Origin of the sequence: Candidatus Accumulibacter sp. ACC007 (assembly GCF_907163205.1) — a bacterium.
GTDB classification, from domain to species: Bacteria; Pseudomonadota; Gammaproteobacteria; order Burkholderiales; family Rhodocyclaceae; genus Accumulibacter; species Accumulibacter regalis.
Genome location: NZ_CAJQUD010000012.1, coordinates 83,418 through 105,133, shown reverse-complemented (window position 1 = coordinate 105,133; position 21,716 = coordinate 83,418). Strand labels below are relative to the sequence as shown.

Annotated in this window: 14 protein-coding genes and 1 pseudogene; all 15 read left to right on the top strand. The window is 64.2% G+C overall.

Annotated features, from left to right (window positions below):
* Positions 1 to 1,901 (top strand): annotated as a pseudogene (locus tag QZ634_RS20885) (TRAP transporter fused permease subunit); the annotation flags it as partial.
* Between the two features lie 903 nt (positions 1,902 to 2,804).
* Positions 2,805 to 3,431, top strand: a complete 627-nt coding sequence (locus QZ634_RS20880) for a hypothetical protein (RefSeq protein ID WP_291991403.1) — start codon at positions 2,805 to 2,807, stop codon at positions 3,429 to 3,431.
* A gap of 26 nt (positions 3,432 to 3,457) precedes the next feature.
* A complete protein-coding gene (locus tag QZ634_RS20875; RefSeq protein ID WP_291991402.1) occupies positions 3,458 to 4,321 on the top strand; it encodes a hypothetical protein in 864 nt (287 codons plus the stop codon).
* A 463-nt stretch (positions 4,322 to 4,784) separates the two neighbouring features.
* Complete coding sequence (locus QZ634_RS20870) at positions 4,785 to 6,002, top strand: TIGR03013 family XrtA/PEP-CTERM system glycosyltransferase (protein ID WP_291991401.1); 1,218 nt, start codon at positions 4,785 to 4,787, stop codon at positions 6,000 to 6,002.
* 61 nt (positions 6,003 to 6,063) lie between these two features.
* The gene (gene prsK, locus QZ634_RS20865) at positions 6,064 to 8,175 is read left to right on the top strand and encodes an XrtA/PEP-CTERM system histidine kinase PrsK (protein WP_291990668.1); all 2,112 of its coding nucleotides are present in this window, start codon (positions 6,064 to 6,066) and stop codon (positions 8,173 to 8,175) included.
* Positions 8,172 to 9,530, top strand: coding sequence for a PEP-CTERM-box response regulator transcription factor (prsR, locus tag QZ634_RS20860; protein WP_291990159.1), 1,359 nt, complete (start codon positions 8,172 to 8,174; stop codon positions 9,528 to 9,530). The genes prsK and prsR overlap by 4 nt, the downstream gene beginning before the upstream one ends.
* Positions 9,531 to 9,566: 36 nt before the next feature.
* A complete protein-coding gene (prsT, locus tag QZ634_RS20855) occupies positions 9,567 to 12,356 on the top strand; it encodes an XrtA/PEP-CTERM system TPR-repeat protein PrsT (protein WP_291991400.1) in 2,790 nt (929 codons plus the stop codon).
* Between the two features lie 45 nt (positions 12,357 to 12,401).
* A complete protein-coding gene (locus QZ634_RS20850; RefSeq protein ID WP_291990154.1) occupies positions 12,402 to 13,682 on the top strand; it encodes a nucleotide sugar dehydrogenase in 1,281 nt (426 codons plus the stop codon).
* On the top strand, positions 13,682 to 14,740 hold the full coding sequence (locus QZ634_RS20845; protein ID WP_291991399.1) for an SDR family oxidoreductase: 1,059 nt from the start codon (positions 13,682 to 13,684) through the stop codon (positions 14,738 to 14,740). Before QZ634_RS20850 ends, QZ634_RS20845 begins: the two co-directional genes overlap by 1 nt.
* Positions 14,740 to 15,648, top strand: coding sequence for a transglycosylase SLT domain-containing protein (locus QZ634_RS20840; protein WP_291991398.1), 909 nt, complete (start codon positions 14,740 to 14,742; stop codon positions 15,646 to 15,648). Before QZ634_RS20845 ends, QZ634_RS20840 begins: the two co-directional genes overlap by 1 nt.
* A gap of 91 nt (positions 15,649 to 15,739) precedes the next feature.
* A complete protein-coding gene (locus QZ634_RS20835; protein ID WP_291991397.1) occupies positions 15,740 to 16,606 on the top strand; it encodes a serine protease in 867 nt (288 codons plus the stop codon).
* Positions 16,607 to 16,654: 48 nt separating this feature from the next.
* Positions 16,655 to 18,637, top strand: coding sequence for an ATP-dependent DNA helicase (locus QZ634_RS20830; protein WP_291991396.1), 1,983 nt, complete (start codon positions 16,655 to 16,657; stop codon positions 18,635 to 18,637).
* Complete coding sequence (locus QZ634_RS20825) at positions 18,637 to 19,971, top strand: hypothetical protein (protein ID WP_291990153.1); 1,335 nt, start codon at positions 18,637 to 18,639, stop codon at positions 19,969 to 19,971. The genes QZ634_RS20830 and QZ634_RS20825 overlap by 1 nt, the downstream gene beginning before the upstream one ends.
* Positions 19,968 to 20,495: a molybdopterin-guanine dinucleotide biosynthesis protein B gene (gene mobB, locus QZ634_RS20820; RefSeq protein ID WP_291990150.1), complete on the top strand. Its 528-nt coding sequence runs from the start codon at positions 19,968 to 19,970 to the stop codon at positions 20,493 to 20,495. The genes QZ634_RS20825 and mobB overlap by 4 nt, the downstream gene beginning before the upstream one ends.
* Positions 20,482 to 21,687 (top strand): gephyrin-like molybdotransferase Glp, encoded by a 1,206-nt coding sequence (glp, locus tag QZ634_RS20815; RefSeq protein ID WP_291991395.1) that lies wholly within the window; start codon positions 20,482 to 20,484, stop codon positions 21,685 to 21,687. The genes mobB and glp overlap by 14 nt, the downstream gene beginning before the upstream one ends.
* The last annotated feature ends 29 nt before the right edge of the window (positions 21,688 to 21,716 follow it).

Below are 21,716 nucleotides of genomic sequence, written 5' to 3'. Positions count from 1 at the left end.
GGTCCGGCCGAAGGCCGCGGTGGTGGCCTCAGGAGTGTACGGGCCTGATTTGCGGGTCGTCGATCGACCAATGTTTCTTTTTCTTCGATCACCACCGGGACGTTTACCATTCCGCTCATGAAGCGCGTCGGTTATCGACCCGACAAGGCCGCCGCCGTCGAGGTCGCGGCTTCGGTCGACGGTCAGATCATGCCGCCGGTGATGGGTGCGGCTGCCTTCCTGATGGTCGAGTACGTTGGCATTCCCTACACGCAGGTGCTCAAGCACGCCATCCTGCCGGCGCTGATCTCGTACATCGCGCTGTTCTACATCGTGCACCTGGAAGCGATGAAGGCCGACATTCGCGGCATTCCGCATGTGCACGAGGCCACCTTGAGCCAGCGCATGATTTCCTTCCTGATGACCGTTTCCGGAATGGTCATCCTTGCCGGCATCGTCTACTACGGCTTTGGCTGGCTCAAGGATGTCTTCGGTGACGCCTCGATCTATATCGTCGGTGTGGTGATGATGGCTGGCTACATCGGCCTGTTGAAGTTCGGTACACGTTATCCCGAATTGCACATGGACGATCCGGATACGCCTATCGACCACCTGCCGGATGCCGGTCCGACGCTGAAGTCCGGTCTGCACTTCCTGCTGCCGGTGGTGGTGCTGATCTGGAACCTGATGGTCGAGGAGCTCTCGCCGGCCTTGTCCGCGTTCTGGGCGACGGTGTTCCTGATGTTCATCCTGGTCACGCAACGGCCGATGATTGCTTTCTTCCGCCAGCACGGTGACCTTGGTGCAGCGGCTCGCCAGGGCTTCCAGGACCTGCTTGACGGTCCTGGTCACCGGTGCGCGCAACATGATCGGTATCGGTATCGCCACTGCGGGCCGCCGGCATCATCGTCGGTACCGTGACGCTGACCGGCATCGGAACTGGTGATGAGCGAGCTGGTCGAGCTGATCTCGGGCGGCAACCTGATGATCATGCTCTGTCTGGTGGCGGTGATCTGCCTGATCCTTTGGCATGGGTCTGCCGACGACGGCCAACTACATCGTCGTATCCACCCTGATGGCTCCGGTGGTGGTCGAACTCGGTGCGCAGAGCGGTCTGCTGGTGCCGCTGATTGCCGTACACCTGTTCGTCTTCTATTTCGGACTGATGGCCGACGTGAACACCGCCCGTAGGCCTGGCGTCGTATGCCGCGGCCGGATAGCGCGCTGCGGACCCGATCAAGGTCGGTGTCACGGCCTTCGGCTACAGCATTCGAACGGCGATCCTGCCCTTCATGTTCATCTTCAACACGCAGTTGTTGCTGACTCGGCATCGACAGCCTCGGACACCTCTTCCTGACGGTGTCTACGGCGATCATCGCCAATCTCCTTTTCGCCGCCGCGACGCAGGGCTGGTTCATGACCCGCAACCGCTGGTGGGAAAGCCCTGGTTCTACTGCTGGTGACCTTCACTCTGTTCCGTCCGGGTTTCTGGATGGACATCATCCATCCGCCTTACGACAAGTTGCCGCCGACCAAGATCATGGAGGTTGTCGAGCAGGCGCCCGACGGTGCTGGTCTGAGGGTCTGGACGAGGGTGAGGACATCAACGGCAAGAAGGTCGCCAAGGGGGTCCTGCTGCCGCTCGGCGTCCAGGCGCCCGCACTGCAGCGTCTCAATGCCGTGGGCCTCAGCCTGATGGCGTCGGGTGATCAGGTCGATATCCTGGGGGTCAAGTTCGGCAGCCGTGCGGCGAAGCTCGGCATCGAGCAGGGCTTTGTCATCACTGCCCTCGAGGTGGCCACCGAGCGACCGGACAAGGAATGTTCTATATTCCTGCCTTTCTGCTGATGGGGCTGGTGATTGTCATCCAGCTTCGGCGTGCGCGGGTGATTGCTGCCAACGAGCTGAAGCCGGCTAGCTAGCAGGGCTGCTTGCCTCTGGCATGGGCTTTGCTGCGTTGAGGCCACCTTTCGACCATGCTGCACGATCGTGGTCCACCGGTGGCCTCTTCCGTTTGCGCGCTAGCCGCTCCCGTCGCTGAGCGCTTGCGTCGGCGTTGTGTCCGGCTCATGAGCTTCGCGGTCGCGAGGCTTGATCGATTGACAGGTACGGGTCGCACCGACAGTATTCCCGCGCCAAGGTCTTGCGCCGGCCAGGCGAACGGAAAAAAAAAAGAGGGCTGATGACCACTGGAAGCCGGCAGGCAGGCCGCGTTGAGAGTGTCCGCTGTGTTTGCTCGGGCGGCAGGCCGTGAGCTGGCCGCTCGGGCTGCATACTGCGCTGGCGGCTCTCACTGGCGCACTGGGCCTGTTCATCGCCGCCAATCATCCCTTGTGGCCGAACCTGCTCGGTGTCGCTTTCGTCGCCTGGGCCATGGCGGTCGGCCTGCGCCCGTCGCTCTTCCTGTTCGTCCTCCCGGCACTCTTGCCGGTCGCCAGTTTCTCGGCGTGGACCGGCTGGATCGGCATCGACGAATTCGACCTCTTGCTACTGGCAGCGGTGAGCGGCTGCCAGGCACGCATGGCCGCCGATTGCTGGCCACGCCGGGGTCGATCGCCAGCGCGCCCCGGTTACGGCGCCCGGACGGTGCAGCGAGGGCGGCTGAAGGCGCTCCTCACCCGTTGCTGCCGTCCGGACGGCAGCGCGGGATCCGCGGAATTCACCCTCGTTCGCCTGGCCAGAATCGGGCTGGCGGCGCTCGCCGTATCCTACGCTGTGGCCCTGGTGCGTGGTCTGAGCGCTGCCGATCCCTCGCTGGCGGGATGGTTCCAGGGCTACGAAGAGCCCTTGAACAGCTGCGCGCAGGCAAGGCTTTCTTTTTCGCATTGCTCCTCTTGCCGTCGTTGCGCCAGCTGCACGAACGCGCGCCGGCGCTGGCGGCGTCCCGTCTCGCCGCGGGCGGTGGCGACCGGCCTGGGGCTGCTCTGTGTGGCGATTGTCTGGGAGCGCAGCGCCTACCCGGGCTGTTCGACTTCTCGACGGCCTATCGCAGCACGGCCCTGTTCTGGGAGATGCACGTCGGTGGCGCGGCGCTCGACGGCTATCTTGCGCTGGCGGTTCCGTTTGCCGTCCATGCAGTGGTGCGCGCGCCGGATCGGCGGCGCTGGGGCATCGCCGCAGCGCTGGCGGTGCTCGTCGCCTACGCCTGCCTGACCAGTTTCTCGCGCAGCGTCTATCTTGGCGTGGGGCTGTCCCTGGCGCTGCTGGCCTGGCGTTTGTCGGCGCAGCGGCAGTCGTTTCCCGCCGACGAGCTTGCCGCAACAAGCGCGCCGACGGATTCGCCATTCCCGCCGCCGGAGGCCTGGCGCCTGTGGGGAGGACGTGTCCTGCTGGTGGTCCTGGCCTTCGAGGTGGTCGCGGTGCTTGGCTTCGGCAACTTCATGAGCCGGCGGCTGTCGGCCAGCGAGCGCGATCTGGGCGGGGGCGCCTGGAGCACTGGACTGCCGGGCTGAACCTCTTGCGATCGCCGTCAGAGATAATGTTCGGCAGGGGCCTGGGACGTTTTCCTGCCAATTATTCACAGGCCGTGCCGGAGAGCGCGATTCCCGGCCGCCTGCTGCTTGTCGACGACCGCCGGAGCGGCACCTATTTGCGCCTTTCCGGCCCGTCACAAGACGCGCGTCGGCAGGGCGCTTTCGAACTGCTGCAACGCGTGTCGCCACTGCACGACGGGACCTACACGCTGGCGATGGACCTGCGTGCGCCGCAGGAAGCCAGGCTGAGTGTGGCTGTCTGCCAGAGGCATCTACTCTACGAGGCTTCCTGCCGTGGGACGCTGGTGCGGGTTCCGGCAGGGGACGCGCAATGGCACCACTTCTCGCTGCGCCTGAACGCTCCCGCTGCCAGCACCGCCGGTGCGTGGCCACCGGCTCTCGGTTTTCTCAGTTTGCGCCTCCTGGCCGGGTCGGGTGACGCCATCGACGTCGCCAAGCTGCACCTCCTTGACGACACGGGGCGGGACCTGTTGGAGAATGGCGGCTTTTCCGACGGGCTCGCGCATTGGTTCTTTGCCGGTCGCCATTATTTCGTTCCCTGGCACATCGACAACCTGTTTCTCGAAATGCTCATCGATCAGGGCGTCTGCGGCCTCCTGCTCCTGCTCGTCCTGCTGGCGCTGGCCTGCGTCAACCTGCTCCGCGGGCCGGGACGTACGCATGTTTTGGCCCCCTTTTTACTGGCTACATTAATTGCATTTATGACCGTCGGCGTTTTTTCCAGCCTTCTGGACATGCCGCGGCCTGCTTTCCTGTTCTTCTTGCTGCTATGCTTTGCCCTGTTCCTGAACGGGCGCGCTGCTGCCAACCCTCTTGCAGCGCCGTCGGTTCCCGGTCGGACGCCCTGACAGACGCCGCAGCTTGCAGAATTCCTGACTGCACGCGCTCGTCAAAAATCAATAGAACAAGACATATCAATGTATTAGCGCATTGTATTGAAGTGCACGTTTGGTATTTGTAGGGAGTTGGACGGTATGTTTTACAAGGTATTCCCCCCCGCTTGTGTATTCGGTCACGGTCTTGGCGTTGTTCCGTTGATAACCTCTGTTTCGTGATACTTGCCTGCTTTCCCTTTCACCAGGGCGACGTTCGGCAAGTCCGTTATCAACGAAAAGCTTTCAGATTGGCGATTGCAAGGGGTCTGTCGTGATCAAGGTCTCAATCATTGGTTTTATCGGGCGACCATCGCCCGGGTGGCGATCGATCTGATGTTCCCGGTGGTCTGCGTGATCCTGGTCGCCGTCTGGGTCGGTCGTGGCGGCGAGATAGCACTCGAGAAGGTGGCTTTTCTATGCGCTGATCTTCGCGCTGATGAGCATTGCCTTCAACGCCTGGCTGGGTATCTATCAGCGCGTTCATAGCCGCACTCGGGCCGAGACGCGGGCGCGTGCAGTGCTGTCCCTGTATCTGGCCATTCCATTGGCCTATGTCGTGTTCTCCATGCTCTCCGTGGCCGAGGTCGATCGTGGCTTCATGCTCCTCTCCGGCCTGGCGGCGCTCTTCGCGACCTTGCTGCACCGCGTCCATTCGGCGCACAGCCGTAGCGGCCTGCTGCTCAGTCACCGGGTGCTGGTCTTTGGCGCCGGCGACGAGGCGGAAAATGTCGGTCGCGTCTTGCGCAAGTCGGATCCGGATATCCACATCGTCGGCTTTTATCCCAGCCCGACCGATACCGAGATCGTCGTTCCGGCGCAGGTCCTCCTGTCGCGCGACATGTCGCTGTCCGACACCGCGCATTCGCTGAAGGTGGACGAGATCATCGTCGCTGTTCGCGAGCGTCGTGGTGGCGCGCTTCCCTTGCGCGAACTCCTGGACTGCAAACTGTCCGGGGTCAAGGTTCTCGACCTGGCGAGCTACTTCGAACGTGCCCTCGGGCAGATTCGCATCGATTCGCTGCGTGTCAGCTGGCTGATCTTCGGCGACGGCTTTCGGCAGAGCTGGCGGCGGACCGGCGTCAAGCGCCTGTTCGATATCGTCGCCGCCAGCGTCCTCTTGCTGCTGGCCGCACCGGTGATGCTGCTGACCATGCTGATGATCATCCTCGAAGACGGCTTTTCAGTCTTCTACCGGCAGGAGCGGGTGGGTCTCGACGGCCGCCTGTTCAATGTCATCAAGTTTCGCAGCATGCGCAAGGATGCCGAAAGCGATGGCCAACCGCGCTGGGCGACGGCCAACGACGATCGCGTGACGCGTGTCGGCAGGATCATCCGCAAGCTGCGCATCGACGAGTTGCCGCAGCTGTACAGCGTGCTGACCGGTGACATGAGCCTGGTCGGACCGCGTCCGGAGCGCCCCTATTTCGTCGATCAACTGACTCGCGACGTACCCTTCTACGCCGTGCGCCACAGTGTCAAGCCCGGGGTCACCGGCTGGGCGCAGGTAAGCTACCACTACGGTTCGACGGTCGACGATTCGATTCAGAAGCTGCAGTACGATTTGTTTTACGTCAAGAATCACAGCCTGTTTCTCGATGTCGTGATTCTCTTTCAGACGGTCGGCGTGGTGTTGACCGGCAAAGGCGCTCAGTGAGCTTTCTGGCGATCCTGGCAGATGGCGTGTGGGCGCGAATTGGGGAGGCTGGTCGATCGTGATGGCAACCAATATGGCGATGATTGCTACCTGGAGCTACGGGCTGACCGGACTGCTGGCCGCCTTCCTGGCGCTCTATCTGGCCTCGGGTTGGCGAGTCGGAGGACGCAGCCGCGCGATGTTCCTGGCGGTCAGCCTGTGTGCCGTATGGGGACTGCTGGGGATGGCTTTTGCGCTGACCCATAACCTTGTCTTCCTCGCCGGCAGCATGCTCGCCGATGCCTTGCGCTTCGGTGGCTGGTATCTGTTCCTGATCCTGTTGATGAAGCCGGAGCCCGGCGACGGTGCGCCGGCGCGCGTGCGCGTCGGCTGGTTGGGTGGCATCGCCCTGCTCCTCGTCGTCGTTGGTTTCGGCGCGCAGGTACTGGTGGTCACCGGCATTGACCTGCTCCTGCCCGCGCAGCGCCTGTCGCTATTTACGTCGCTGGCGATGAGTGTCTTCGGTCTGGTCCTGCTCGAACAACTGTTTCGCAACGTCTCGCCCGACTTTCGCTGGAGTATCAAGCCGCTGTGTCTGGGCCTTGGTGGCACATTCCTGTTCGATCTCTACCTTTACTCCGACGCGCTGTTGTTCAACCAGGTCGACGCCGACGCCTTCAGTATCCGTGGTTTTGCGCACGCCGTGAGCTTGCCGATGGTCGCTCTTTCGGCGATCCGCAGCCACGACTGGAAGCGCCGTCTGGTGATGTCGCAGCGTGCCGCCCTGCAGTCGGCAACCCTGGTCATCGTTGGCATCTATCTGTTGTTCATGGCTTCCGCCGGCTATTACGTTCGCTTGTTCGGCGGCGAGTGGGGGCGGGCCCTGCAGTTGGCGCTGCTCTTTGCTGCCCTGCTGGTTCTCGTTGCGCTGACCTTTTCGGGGTCCATGCGTGCGCGCTTGCGGGTCCAGGTTGGCAAGCACTTCTTCAGCTACCGCTATGACTACCGTGAGGAATGGCTGCGCTTCACGCAGACGCTTTCCTCGCAAGGCGGGTTCTCGGGAATGGGCCGTCACGCCGTGCGCGGCCTGGCCGACATGGTCGAGAGTCCCGGCGGTGCGCTGTGGTTGAAGGATCCTTCGGGGCGTTTCTTTGCCCAGGCCGCGTGCTGGAACATGCCCGTGTCGGCGGCCACGGAGGATGATGGCAGTCCTTTGTGCAGGTTTCTGATCGACAGCGGCTGGGTGATCAATCTCGAGGAGTATCGCTCGCTGCCGCGGCGCTATGATGGCCTCGCCCTGCCGTCGTGGCTGGTCGAAGTGCCGAACGCATGGCTGGTTGTGCCGCTGACCACCGGCAACGAGCTGATCGCCTTTGTCGTGCTGGCCACGGCTCGGGCCCGAATCGACGTGAACTGGGAGGTCAACGACCTGCTGAAAACGGCTGGCCGGCAGGCGGGAGCGTTTCTTGGCCAGATGCAGGCCAGCGAAGCGCTGCTTGAAGTGCGCAAGTTCGACTCCTTCAACCGCATGTCGGCTTTTGTCGTCCATGACCTGAAAAATATCGTCGCCCAGTTGTCGTTGATGATCAAGAACGCAGAACGCCACCGCGACAACCCCGAATTCCAGAAAGACATGCTGATGACCGTCGAAAACTCGGTCGAACGAATGCGCCAGTTGATGTTGCAGCTGCGCGAGGGCGCAACGCCGCTTGACAGTCCACGCGGCATCGATCTGGCTGACGCGGTGCGCCGCATCCAGACCGCCAAGTCGGGTCAGGGACGCGAGGTCGAATTGACCATCGAGGATAAGCTCGTCGCCCGCGGCCACGAAGACCGTATCGAACGTGTCATCGGCCATCTCGTCCAGAACGCGCTGGAGGCCACGGACCCGACTGGGCGCGTGTGGATCCGTCTTGCCAGGCAAGGGAACTATGCGCTGGTCGAGGTCGGTGACAGCGGCCACGGGATGAGTCCGGAGTTTGTTCGCGAGCGCCTGTTCAAGCCTTTTCAGACGACCAAGCCGACCGGCATGGGGATTGGTGCCTACGAGAGTTTTCAGTACGTGCATGAGCTGGGCGGCAAGCTGTCGGTCGACAGCGCTGTCGATGTCGGTACGCAGGTGGCCCTGCTGTTGCCATTGTTCGACGCGGGCTCGACAAAGAACTCCGCTGATTTGCCCGAGGAGTCGGAATGAGTTCCGAAAAGCTACCCCATCTGCTCATCGTCGAGGACGATCGAGCATTGCAGAAACAGATTCGCTGGGCTTTCGACCAGTACGAGACCATCACCGCCGACGACCGCGAGAGTGCTCTGGCGCAGATTCGCCGCTTCCAGCCACCAGTGGTGACCATGGACCTCGGCTTGCCACCCGATGCCGACTCCGTTTCCGAGGGGTTCAGGCTGCTCGAGGAAGTCCTGACCCTGGCGCCGGACACCAAGGTCATCGTTCTCACCGGCCAGAACGATCGCGCCAATGCCTTGCGGGCGATTGCCCTCGGAGCCTACGATTTCTTTGCCAAGCCCTTCGAGATCGAAATGCTCGGCCTGACCATCGATCGTGCCTACCGCCTGCATGAACTGCAGCAGGAAAACAAGCGACTGCAATCGATGCAGCAGCCCGATGTGCTGTCCGGCCTGCTCACTCGCGACCCCGCGCTGCTGCGCGTTTGCCGAACCATTGAGCGGGTGTCGGTCAGTGATGCGACGGTCTTGCTGCTCGGCGAAAGTGGAACCGGCAAGGAAATTCTGGCGCGCGCGGTACATGAGTCGTCTACGCGGCGTGGTGAACGCTTCGTGGCCATCAACTGCGCAGCGATACCGGAGAATCTGCTGGAAAGCGAGCTGTTCGGTTACGAGAAGGGCGCTTTTACCGGCGCCGCACGAATGACTCTGGGCAAGATCGAGACCGCCAACAACGGTACCCTGATGCTCGACGAGATCGGCGATCTGCCGCATTCGCTGCAGGCCAAACTGCTGCGTTTTCTGCAGGAGCGTGTTGTCGAGAGGATCGGCGGGCGGCAGGAGATTCCGGTCAATGTGCGCATCGTCTGTGCCACGCACCAGAATCTCAAATCCCTGATCGCAGACGGGGGATTTCGTGAAGATTTGTACTATCGCCTTGCCGAAATTGTGGTAAATATCCCTCCCTTGCGGGAACGCTCCGGGGACCCCGCTCTATTGGCGCATGCCTTCGTCCGACGCTTTGCCGAGGAACAGAATCGCGGCGCGATGACCCTGCGCGAAGATGCCACCCGGGCGATCGAAGCCCACCGCTGGCCGGGCAATGTGCGCGAACTCGAAAACTGCATCAAGCGGGCGGTCATCATGGCCGATGGCAATCAGATCACCGCCGACGACATCGGCTTGTCCACCGCGCAACCGCCGGAAGCGACGCCGCTGGATCTGCGCCAGGCGCGCGACGAAGCCGAGAGGCGGGTGATCATCACCGCCATGGCGCGTGCCGACGGGAACGTGGTCAAGGCCGCCGAACTGCTTGGCGTCAGCCGCCCGACCCTGTACGACCTGATGCATCGATTTGGACTCAAGTAGACTAATTGCAATTTTTACCACTCCGTGGGGATACCTATGAATACGCGTGACTCATCAATGCAGCGATTGCGTAAAGCGACCGTTTCGGGTTTGCTGGCCGCTCTGCTCCTGGTTGGTTGTGGCGGCGAGAAACCGGAAGCCATGCTCGCATCGGCCAAGGAGTACCTGGCCAAGCACGATGCCAAGGCCGCGACCATCCAGCTGAAGAACGCTCTGCAGCAGAAACCGGACCTGGCCGAAGCGCGTTTTCTTCTCGGCAAGGCGCTGCTCGAGGCCGGCGACGCGACCGGCGCCGAGGTCGAATTGCGCAAGGCCAAGCTCTACAATTATTCGGCCGACGAGGTGACGCCGGCTCTTGCGCGCAGCATGCTGGCGCTGGGGCAGGCCGACAAGGTGACCGACGAATTTGCCAACGCCGACCTGTCCACGGCGCAGGCCAAGGCCGACCTGCAGACGTCACTGGCGACGGCCTACCTGATGCAAAACAAGCCGGTGCAGGCCGAAACCGCTTATGCGGCCGCCGTCGCGGCGCAACCGGGCTACGGCCCGGCGCTGCTTGGCCAGGCCGGGCAGAAGGCGAGGAAGGGCGAGCTGCCGGCCGCGCTGGTGCTGGTCGACTCGGCGATCGAGAAGTCGCCGGACCTCTACGACGCCTGGCAATTCAAGGGCGACGTTCTGTCGTCCCAGGGCGACTCAGCGGGCGCCATGCTGGCGTATCGGAAGGCCCTGGAGCTGCGGCCAGCGTACCTGCCAGCGCATGCGGCGATCGTCAGGCTGTTCATGGCCGACGGCAAACTCGCCGAGGCGGGGCAACAGATCGCGGCGATGAAGAACATCGCTCCGACCCATCCGCAGACGACCTACCTGTCGGCCTTGATGGCTTACCAGCAAAAGGACTTTCCGGCGGCCAGGGAATCCATCCAGCAGATGTTCAAGTTCACGCCGGACAGTCCTCTCGGCCTGCAGCTGGCCGGCCTCATCGAGTACGAGCTGAAGGCCTATCCGCAGGCCGAGATCTACCTGCTCAAGGCGCTTCCGAGCACGCCGGAGCTGGGGATCGCGCGGCGCGTGCTGATTGCCAGTTACCTGCGTAGCTCGCAGCCCGGCAAGGCGCTGGGCGTTCTCACGCCGGTGCTCGGCAAGATCGACAAGGATTCGAACATGCTGGCCCTGGCCGGCCAGGTCTATGTTCAGAACGGCGAGATCGACAAAGGGGGTGAATACTTCGCCAAGGCTGCCGCGCTCGACCCGCAGAACGCCGGCAAGCGGACCTCGCTGGCGATGGTCAATCTGGCGCAAGGCGAGAGCGAGGTGGCCTTCCGCGACCTCGAGCAGGTTGCCGCTGCCGACCCGGGCAACCGCGCCGACCTGGCCCTGATTGCCGCGCACCTGCAGCGTCGTGAGTTCGACGCTGCCCTCAAGGCCATCACCAGCATGGAGAAGAAGCAGCCCGATGACCCGCTGGTGCATAACCTGCGCGGCACGGCACTGCTCGGCAAGCACGACCTGGCTGGCGCGCGGGCGAGTTTCGAGAAAGCTCTGGCCGTGAATGCGGCGTTCTATCCGGCAGCGGCCAACCTGGCCAATCTGGATATCGTCGAGAAAAAGCCCGCCGACGCCAAGAAGCGCTTCGAAGCGGTGCTCGCCAAGGATCCCAAGAGCATGCAGGCGCTTCTCGCTCTCGCGCAGATGCGTGCCAAGGAAGGCGGCTCGACCGAGGACGTTGCCGCCCTCATCAATCGGGCAATGGCGGCAAACCCGACCGAGTCCGCACCCCATCTCGGCCTGATCGGTCTTTATCTCGGCAAGAACGACATCAAGAGCGCGCTTTCCGCCGCCCAGAATGCGGTCGCCGTGCTGCCCAACGAGGCCGAGATCCTGGACGCTGCCGGACGTGCCCAGCAGGCCGCCGGAGAGTTCAACCAGGCGCTGGCCACCTACGGCAAGCTGGCCGCGCTCAAGCCCGATCTGCCATTGCCCTATCTGCGCATGGCCGAAGTCGAAGTTGCGGCAAAGAACAAGGAAGCGGCTTTGCAGAGCTTGCACAAGGCCTTGAAGGTCATGCCCGATTCGCTCGAGGCACAGCGCGGAATCATCATGCTCCAACTCGACGCCGGTCGCCTGCCGGAGGCGGTCGCTGTCGCCCGTGAGGTGCAGAAGCAGCGGCCGAAGGAGCCTGTCGGCTACATTTTCGAGGGCGATGCCTATGCCGCCAAGCGCTCGTGGACGGAGGCCGCAACGGCCTACCGGGCCGGGCTCACGCAGATTCCCGCGGCGACCGAGCTGGCCGTCAAGTTGCATGTGGCCATGTCCGTGGGTGGAAATGCTGCCGAAGCGGACAGGTTTTCTCAGACCTGGCTCAAGGATCACCCCAAGGATGGTCGCTTCCGCCTGTATCTGGCCGAGGCGGATACCGCCCGCAAGGACTATGCCGCAGCGGCCAAGCAATATCGCATCCTGCTCGATGCACAGCCGGACAACGCCGCGGTGCTCAACAACATGGCCTGGGTGGCCGGTCAGTTGAAGGATCCGAAGGCCGTCGATTATGCCGAGAAAGCGAACAAGTTGGCACCCAAGCAGCCGGCCGTGATGGATACTCTCGGTGTCCTGCTGATGGAAAAGGGCGACAAGGCGCGCGGAGTGGCGCTGCTCAAGGAAGCGGTGGAACTGGCCCCGCAGGCGTCGCTGATCCGTTTCAATTATGCCAAGGCACTGATCAAGGCCGGACAGAAGAAGGAAGCCAGGAGCGAGCTTGAGCAGCTTGCCAAGCTGGGCGACAAGTTTGCGGCGCAGGCCGAAGTCACCGACCTGCTCAAGGGGCTCTGAGCGCAAACGTCTGGCAATCGATGATCTTGAAAGGATGACAAGTAAATGACTACCGTTGCTGTGGTTGGTTTGGGGTACGTGGGTTTGCCGCTGGCAGTCGAGTTTGGCAAGCGGCGGCGGACCATCGGTTTCGACCTCTCAGCCAGCAAGATTGCGCATTACCGGCAGCACCTCGATCCGACCGGCGAAGTCAGCAGCGCCGACCTCAAGGCCGCTACACACCTGGAGGTGGGTACCGATCCGGCGGCATTGGCGGAAGCCGATTTCGTGATTGTCGCCGTGCCGACGCCGGTCGACGAGGCGCATCGGCCGGATTTCGGGCCCCTGGTCGGCTCGTCTGAAGCGGTCGGCAGGAACCTCAAGCGTGGTGCGACGGTCGTTTTCGAGTCGACGGTCTACCCCGGTGCCACCGAGGAAGTCTGCATCCCGATCATCGAGAAGTTCTCCGGAATGAAGTGGAAAGTCGATTTCTTCGTCGGTTATTCGCCCGAGCGGATCAACCCCGGCGACAAGGAGCGGACACTGACGAAAATCGTCAAGGTCGTTTCCGGCGACACGCCGGAGACCCTCGAACGGGTCTCCGCCGTCTATTCGGAAATCATCACCGCGGGAATTTTCCCGGCCTCGAGCATCAAGGTCGCCGAAGCGGCGAAGGTCATCGAGAACACCCAGCGCGACCTCAATATTGCCTTGATGAACGAGTTGGCGATCATTTTCGATCGCATCGGCATCGATACGCTCGAAGTGCTCGAAGCGGCCGGCAGCAAGTGGAATTTCCTGCCTTTCCGTCCCGGTCTGGTCGGCGGTCACTGTATCGGCGTCGATCCCTACTACCTGACGCACAAGGCCGAGATGCTCGGTTATCACCCGCAGGTGATCAACGCCGGGCGGCGAATCAACGATGGCATGGGAAAATTCATCGCCGAACAGACGATCAAGCACATGATTCGCAATGGCCTGCCGGTCAAGGGCGCGCCGATCATCGTCCTGGGCCTGACCTTCAAGGAGGACTGCCCCGATCTGCGCAACTCGCACGTCATTGACGTGATCCGGGAACTCGAGTCGTACGGGGCACAGGTGCTGGTGCACGAGCCGGTCGCCGACGCCGACGAAGCGCGCCACGAGTACGGTGTCGAGCTGACGCCCTGGGAGCAATTGCCGGCCGCTGTGGCAATCGTCGCCGCCGTCGCCCACCGCGAGTTCAAGCAGCGGCCGCTGGCCGACATCGCCGGCAAGCTGCAGAAAGGCGGTGTTCTGGCCGACGTCAAGAGCATGTTCAGTGCGGCGCAGCTGCGTGCCCAGGGTGTGACCGTGTGGCGCCTGTAATGTCTGCATTGCCGACCGCTTTTGCCGCCCTTGAGCAGCGCCTGCTGGCCCGGTCGGCACGCTGGCTGGTGACCGGCAGCGCCGGCTTCATCGGGTCGCATCTGGTCGAGAAGCTGCTCAGCCTCGGGCAGACGGTGGTCGGTCTGGACAACTTTGCCACCGGACATCGTCGCAATATCGACGAGGTGCAGGCGCTGCTCACTCCCGGGCAGTGGCGGCTTCATCGTTTCATCGAAGCGGACATCTGCGATCCCGACGCCTGCCGCGAGGCGTGCACCGGGGTCGACTTCGTTCTTCATCAGGCAGCGCTGGGTTCGGTGCCGCGCTCGCTGGCCAATCCGCAGGCCACCAACGCCGCCAACATCGACGGCTTTCTCAACATGCTGGTCGCCGCCCGCGACGCGGGCGTCAGGCGCTTTGTCTATGCCGCGTCGAGTTCGACCTACGGTGATCATCAGGCGCTGCCGAAAGTCGAAGACACGATCGGGCGACCCCTGTCGCCGTATGCGGTGACCAAGCTGGTCAACGAGCTCTACGCGGAGGTCTTCGCTCGCTGCTACGCCTTCCCGTCGATCGGCCTGCGCTATTTCAACGTCTTCGGCGCGCGCCAGGATCCGCAGGGCGCCTACGCGGCGGTCATTCCCCGCTGGACACGGGCTCTGCTCCTCGGTGAGCCGGTGACGATCAACGGCGACGGTGAGACGAGCCGTGACTTCTGTTTCGTGGACAACGCCGTGCAGGCCAATCTGCTGGCCGCGACGAGCGACGAGCCGGCGGCGCTCAACCAGGTCTATAACGTCGCCGTCGATGACCGCACGACGCTCAATCGGCTGTTCGAAATCCTCCGCGACGCGCTTGCCGATATTCGCCCCGACGTACGCCAGGTGCAAGCCGCCTACGGGGACTTTCGGGCCGGTGACGTGCGCCACTCGCAGGCCGATATCGGCAAGGCCAGGCGCTTGCTCGGCTATCTCCCGAGCCACGCACTGCAGGCGGGGGTGCAAGCCGCCATGCCTTGGTATGTGTCACGCTTCGCCGTCACCGGCGGGGGTGCGTGATGACCGCCGCCGTTCGCAGTCCGCTGCCAGTCTGCGCCGCAATGCTCGTTTGCGCCTTGCTCGTCTTCGCCGCGCCGGCGCCCGCCGTGGCGGCGGACAAGGCTGCCGATGCCGTGCGCTGGCTGGCGGTGCGCACCGAGGCGCTGAGCTACGAGCATGGTGAAGGGGTGGCCAAGGACCCGGCGCGGGCGGCTCGTCTGTACTGTGAAGCGGCGCTGCTCGGCGACGCCGAGGCGCAGTTCAACCTTGGCTGGATGTACGCCAACGGTCGCGGGGTCGACCGCGACGACGCGCGTGCGGCGTACTTTTTCGCTCTGGCGGCGAAACAGGGGCACGCGCAGTCGCAGAAAATGCTGCGCTTCGTGGGTGAGCCGGGCGCCAAGGTGCCCGAATGCATGCGTCCGGCGCTTCTTGCCGACGACGGTCGCGATATGCTGGTTGCCCGCGGTGAAGCTCAGGAAGCGGTTTTTGGTCTGGTCCGGCAATTGGCGCCCCAGTACGGTGTCAGCCCGCGCCTGGCTCTGGCGGTCATCCGCGCCGAGTCCAACTTCAACCCGCAGGCGCTCTCGAACAAGAACGCGCAGGGCCTGATGCAACTGATCCCGGACACCTCGGCGCGCTTCAACGTCAAGCAACCGTTTGACCCGGAGCAGAATCTGCGTGGCGGTCTCGCCTATCTGCGCTGGCTGCTGGCCTATTTCGAAGGCGACGTCAGCCTGGTCGCGGCGGCGTACAACGCCGGCGAGGGTGCGGTCAATCGTTACCGCGGCGTACCGCCGTACGCCGAGACGCGCGGCTACGTGAAACGCATCATGAGTCTTTTCCAGCGCGAAGCGCATCCCTACGACGCCAGCGTGACGACGCCTTCGCCGGAGTTGCCGCGCATCCGCCTGACCCAGGGAAGCTAGGAAAGCTGGCGCGCCGAGGCGCGGCGCTGTCGGCTGCTCGTTCCCCGGTCGCTTCCCGTGTCAGCAAGCGTCTGATCGTCGTCGAAGGAACATGATGAGCCTCTGGTCCCGAATTCCTTTCCTCTCGCGCAACCGCCTCGGCGACCTGCCGGGCAGCTTTTCCCTGCCCGCAGCCCGGGCACGGGCAGTGGCGTACTACTGGTGCACAGCCGTCGCGGCGGCCAGCTTGCTGCTTTTCGCCGCGCCAGTGGCGGCGGATCTGCCCGACGTGATTGATCGGGTGAAGCCTTCGATCGTCGTCATCGGCACCTATCAGCTGACGCGCAGCCCGCAGTTCATGATGCGCGGTACCGGCTTCGTCGTCGGCGATGGCCGTCAGGTGGCGACCAATTCGCACGTCCTGCCGGACAAGATCGACGAAGCGGCCGGCGAGCGCCTGGTGATCATGGCCCGTCCAGCGGGACCCTCGCTGCAGCGGCGCGAAGCGCGAACGGTGGCGGTCGACAAGATTCACGATCTCGCCCTGCTGCGGGTCGACGGCCCGAGCATGCCGGCGCTGACGCTGCACGACTCCAATCGGGTGCGCGAGGGACAGTCAGTGGCATTTACCGGTTTTCCGATTGGTGCCGTTCTCGGCCTTTCGCCGGTCACGCACCGGGGAATCATTTCGTCGATCACGCCGATCGTCCTGCCCAGCTCGAACGCCCGCAACCTCAACGCCAAAGTGATCGCTCGCTTGCGCCGGGGCAGCTTCGACATTTTCCAGCTCGACGCGACCGCCTATCCGGGCAACAGTGGTGGCCCCCTGTACGAGCTTGACCGCGGCGAAGTGGTCGGCATCATCAACATGGTCTTCGTCAAGGAGAGCAAGGAATCAACGCTGAGCAAGCCGTCGGGGATCAGTTTTGCCATTCCCTCCGAGTATCTGAGCGACTTGCTGCGCGAAGCCAGGCAATAGTTCGCGGCGCAGTCGGGAATCGCGCTGGCTGCGCCGGCTTCTGGTAGCATGCGCGCTGCTTCCGACGATTCGCGCATGACCGCCCTGCTTTCCGAAGTTTTCTCTGCCGATGGCCCGCTGGCCAGCGGTGTTCCCGGCTATCGGCTGCGCACTCAGCAGCTCGAACTGGCCGAGCGCATCGCCGCCGCGATGGCCGACAATAGCGTGCTGATCGCCGAAGCGGGCACCGGCACCGGCAAGACCTATGCCTATCTGGTTCCGGCGCTGCTCTCGGGCGGCAAGGTGATCGTGTCGACGGGCACCAAGAACCTGCAGGACCAGCTCTTCTCGCGCGACATTCCGACCATCCGCAAGGCGCTCAAGGCACCCGTCAAGGTGGCGCTGCTCAAGGGCCGCGCCAACTACCTCTGTCACTATCATCTCGAGCGAGCGCTGGCCGACGGCCGTTTCCTGGCGCGCGAGGATGCCGCCTACGCGCGGCACATCGCCCGTTTCGCCAAACAGACGCGCAGCGGCGACAAGGCCGACTGCGCCGACGTTCCCGAGAACGCCACGGTGTGGGGGATGGTCACCTCGACGCGCGACAATTGCCTCGGGCAGGACTGCCCGCAGCACAAGGAATGCTTCGTCCTGGCGGCGCGCCGCGAAGCGCTGGCCGCCGACCTGGTGGTGGTCAACCATCACCTGTTCTTTGCCGACGTGATGCTGCGTGACGAAGGAACGGCCGAGTTGCTGCCGGCGTGCAACACGGTAATTTTCGACGAAGCGCATCAGCTACCGGAAATCGCCAGCCTGTTTTTCGGCGAGAGCGTGTCGACGGCGCAGCTCGGCGAGCTGGCGCGTGATACCCAGATCGCCGCTCTGGCGTCGGCGCGCGACTGCCTCGATCTTCCCAGGCTGTGTGCCAGCCTGGAAAAGGCGGCGCGCGACCTGCGTCTGACGCTGCCGGTGGAGCCGGCGCGTTTCGCGCTCCTGCAACTCGAGGGAAGGGCTGGCTTCGAGAGTGGCGTCGCCGGCGTGGTCGACGAGCTCGAAGCGCTGGCCGGTTTGCTGGAAACGCAGGCGCAGCGTTCCGAGGGCCTGGACAGCTGCTGGCGGCGTGCGGGCGAATTGCTGCTGCGCGTGCGCAACTGGCAGAACGGCGGGCAGAGCGGCGCCCACGCCGATTTCGTCCGCTGGGGGGAAACGCATAGCCATAGCCTGCAGCTCAACGCGACGCCGCTGGTGATTGCCGAGATCATGCAAAAGCAGATGAGCGGTCATCCGCGGGCCTGGATATTCACCTCGGCGACGCTTGCCGTGCAGGACGATTTTAGCCATTACTGTGCCGAGATGGGGCTTGCCGACGCCAGTTCGGCACGTTGGGAGAGCCCCTTCGACTACGCGCGTCAGGCCTTGCTGTACGTGCCGAAAGGTCTCCCCGAGCCGAACAGTCAGGGTTACAGCGAAGCAGTGGTCAAGGCCGCCTTTCCCTTGCTCGAGGCCAGTCACGGGCGGGCGTTCTTTCTGTGCACCTCGCTGCGCGCGATGCGGCGAACGCATGAACTGCTTGGCGAACAGCTTGAGCGGGCAGGACTCGACCTGCCTTTGCTGCTGCAGGGCGAGCGCAGCAAGAACGAGTTGCTGGAGCGTTTTCGCCGCCTCGGCAACGCCATCCTGATCGGCAGCCAGAGCTTCTGGGAAGGCGTCGACGTGCGCGGCGAAGCCTTGTCGCTGGTGGTCATCGACAAGCTGCCCTTTGCGCCGCCCGACGATCCGGTGCTCTCGGCGCGCATCGAGCGCATGAAGAGCGCCGGCCGCAATGCCTTCATGGAGTACCAGTTGCCGCGCACGGTGATCAACGTCAAGCAGGGTGCCGGGCGCCTGATTCGCGACGAGAGCGATCGCGGCGTGTTGATGATCTGCGACCCGCGCCTGATCAGCAAACCCTACGGCAAGCGCATCTGGCGAAGCCTGCCACCGATGAAGCGCAGCCGCGATGTCGAAGAAGCGCTGGCCTTCTTCGCCTCGCCAGGGGTGGCGGGCAGTTGATGGCCGCGCCCCTGCCGCCGGCGGTTGCCGAACTGATGCCCGCCGACTGCGCTGCCGCAGCCGAGTGGCTCAATCGCGGCTGCGCGTGCATTTCCGTCGATCACCCGTCGCTGAAGCGGGCGCTCGAAGAAGGCCAGGGGAGCGTCTCGCATGCCGAACTCCTGGCGACGCGGCCACACCTGTTCTCCGACAGCGTCGTCTTTGTCAGCGAAGCGCACCTGTTGCGCATGGCGCAGACCATTGCCGCTCTCGAACGCGTGCTGCGGCTGCCCGCCTATCGCGAGCGGGTGCTCGCCTACGCGCCGGCAATCGCCCGCCATTCACCGGCCGCCGCGGGCGTTTTCCTCGGCTACGATTTTCACCTCGGGCCGGACGGTCCGCAGCTTATCGAGGTCAATTCGAATGCCGGCGGGGCACTGCTCAACGCCCGCCTTTTGCGTGCCCAGCGCGCCTGCTGCGCTCCGGTGGCGAAAATGATGCCTGCCCCGCGTCCGCTGGAGGCGGCTTTCGTCAACATGTTTCGCGAGGAGTGGCGGCTGGCGCGAGGAAAGTCTCCCGAACAGCCGCTGACGCGCGTAGCGATCGTCGATACCCGCCCCCGCGAGCAGTATCTGGCGCCCGAGTTCGAGCTCTTCCGCGAGTTGTTCGAAGCGCATGGCATCGCGACGGTGGTTGCCGACCCGGAAGAGCTTTCCTTTGACGGCGAGCGTCTCGCCTGTCGCGGCGCGACCGTGGACCTGGTCTACAACCGGCTGACCGACTTCGCGCTTGCCGAGGCGCAGCATGCAGCGCTGCGTGCCGCCTATCTGGCCGACGCGGTGGTCCTCACCCCGCATCCACAGATGCACGCGCTGTACGCCGACAAGCGCAATCTGGCGCTGCTCGGCGACGAGCAATGGCTGGCGCAGATCGGCGTCGGGGAGCACGATCGGCGGCTCCTGGCGAGCAGTATTCCGCGTACCGAGGAAGTCCTGCCGGCCGCGGCCGAAGCGTTCTGGAAAAGTCGCAAGCAATGGTTCTTCAAACCGGCGGCCGGTTTTGGCAGCAAGGCGGCGTACCGGGGCGACAAGGTCACCCGCCGCGTTTTCGCCGAGATCGCGCGCGGCGGCTACGTCGCGCAGGCACTGGTCGCGCCATCCGAGCGCCACCTCCTGGTCGATGGCGTTGGCCAGGATTTCAAGCTGGACTTGCGCAACTACGTCTACCAGGGCGAGGTACAACTGCTTTCCGCACGCCTCTACCGTGGCCAGACGACCAATTTCAGAACCCGCGGTGGCGGTTTTGCGGCGGTGCTGCCGGTGTCTTGTCAGGATTCTTCCGGAGGCTGTCGATGAAGGTTTTCGGGGTCGCCGGCTATTCCGGTTCGGGCAAGACGACGCTGCTCGAAAAGCTGTTGCCACAGATGACGGCACGCGGTCTGCGCGTTTCGGTGATCAAGCACACGCATCACGATTTCGATATCGATCGTCCGGGCAAGGACTCTTTCCGGCACCGCCAGGCGGGCGCCGGCGAGGTGTTGCTGGCCAGCAGTTCGCGCTGGGTGCTGATGAACGAGTTGCGCGGCGCTCGCGAGCCGTCGCTGGCCGAATATCTGGCCCGTTTTTCGCCGTGTGATCTGGTTCTCGTCGAGGGTTTCAAGGACGAGGCGGTGCCGACGCTGGAGGTCTATCGGCCGGCCAACGGCAAGCCGCCGCTGTGGCCCGTGCATCGCCAGATCGTCGGCGTGGCCTCCGACCAGCCGCTGCCGCCGGGTTTTCCCGCCGGCCTGGTGGCGCTGGACCTGAACGACACGCCGGCGATTGTCGGCTACATTCTCGATACCGTTCAACTGAGGGGAGCGAGCCATGCTGTCTTTTGATCAGGCGCTGTCGCAGTTGCTGGGCGCGGCGTCGGCGCTTGCCGAAGCGAGCTCGCTGCCCACCCTGGCCGCCGCCGGCCGCGTGCTGGCGCAGGCGCAGCGGGCACCGATCGATGCGCCGCCACTCGATAACTCGGCGATGGACGGCTACGCCGTCGCCGTCGCCGACGTCCGCCAGGTGCCGACACGCTTGTCGGTGGCGCAGCGCATCCCGGCGGGCAGCGTCGGCAGCCCCTTGCAGCCGGGAAGCGCCGCGCGGATTTTCACCGGCGCGGCGATCCCGGCCGGCGCCGACGCCGTCGTCATGCAGGAACTCTGCCAGCACGTCGCCGGCGAAGTGACGATCAATCATCTGCCCGAAGCTGGCGACCACATCCGTCGTGCCGGCAGCGACATCGCCGCCGGCAGCGAGATTCTCGCCGCCGGCCAGCGCCTGCGGCCACAGGACACGGCGCTGGCGGCGTCGGTGGGGATCGCTTCGCTGCCGGTGTTGCGGCGCCTGCGGGTGGCCGTTTTCTTCACCGGCGACGAACTGCGCATGCCCGGCGAGGCGCTGCAGGAAGGGGCGATCTACAACGCCAACCGGTTCCTGTTGACCGGTTTGCTGGACGGTCTGGGCTGCGAGCTGCTCGATCACGGACAGGTTCCCGACGACCTTGCCGCGACCCGCCAGGCGCTGCGCGCTGCGGCGCTGGACAGCGATCTGATCCTCACCTCGGGTGGCGTTTCCGTCGGCGAGGAGGATCACGTCAAGGCTGCTGTCGAAGCCGAGGGTCGGCTCGAGATGTGGAAAATCGCCATCAAGCCGGGCAAGCCACTGGCTTTCGGTCAGGTCCGCGGAGCGCAGCGCGAGGTGGCCTTCATCGGCCTGCCGGGTAACCCGGTGTCGAGCCTGGTCACTTTCCTGATGCTGGTGCGGCCCTTCGTACTCAAGATGCAGGGCATTCGCCGCACCGCGCCGCTGAGCTACTGGCTGCGCGCCGACGGCGAATGGGCACGGCCCGATGCGCGGCGCGAGTTCATGCGCGCCAGGATCAACGCCGATGGCGGCGTCGAACTCTTCGCCAACCAGGGCTCGGGCGTGCTGACTTCGGCGGTGTGGGGCGATGGCCTGGTCGACAACCCACCGCAGCAGGCGATTCGGCGCGGTGACATGGTGCGCTTCGTGCCGTTTTCCGAATTGCTGAGCTGAGCCGATCGCCGCCAGCGAAAAGCGTGAAG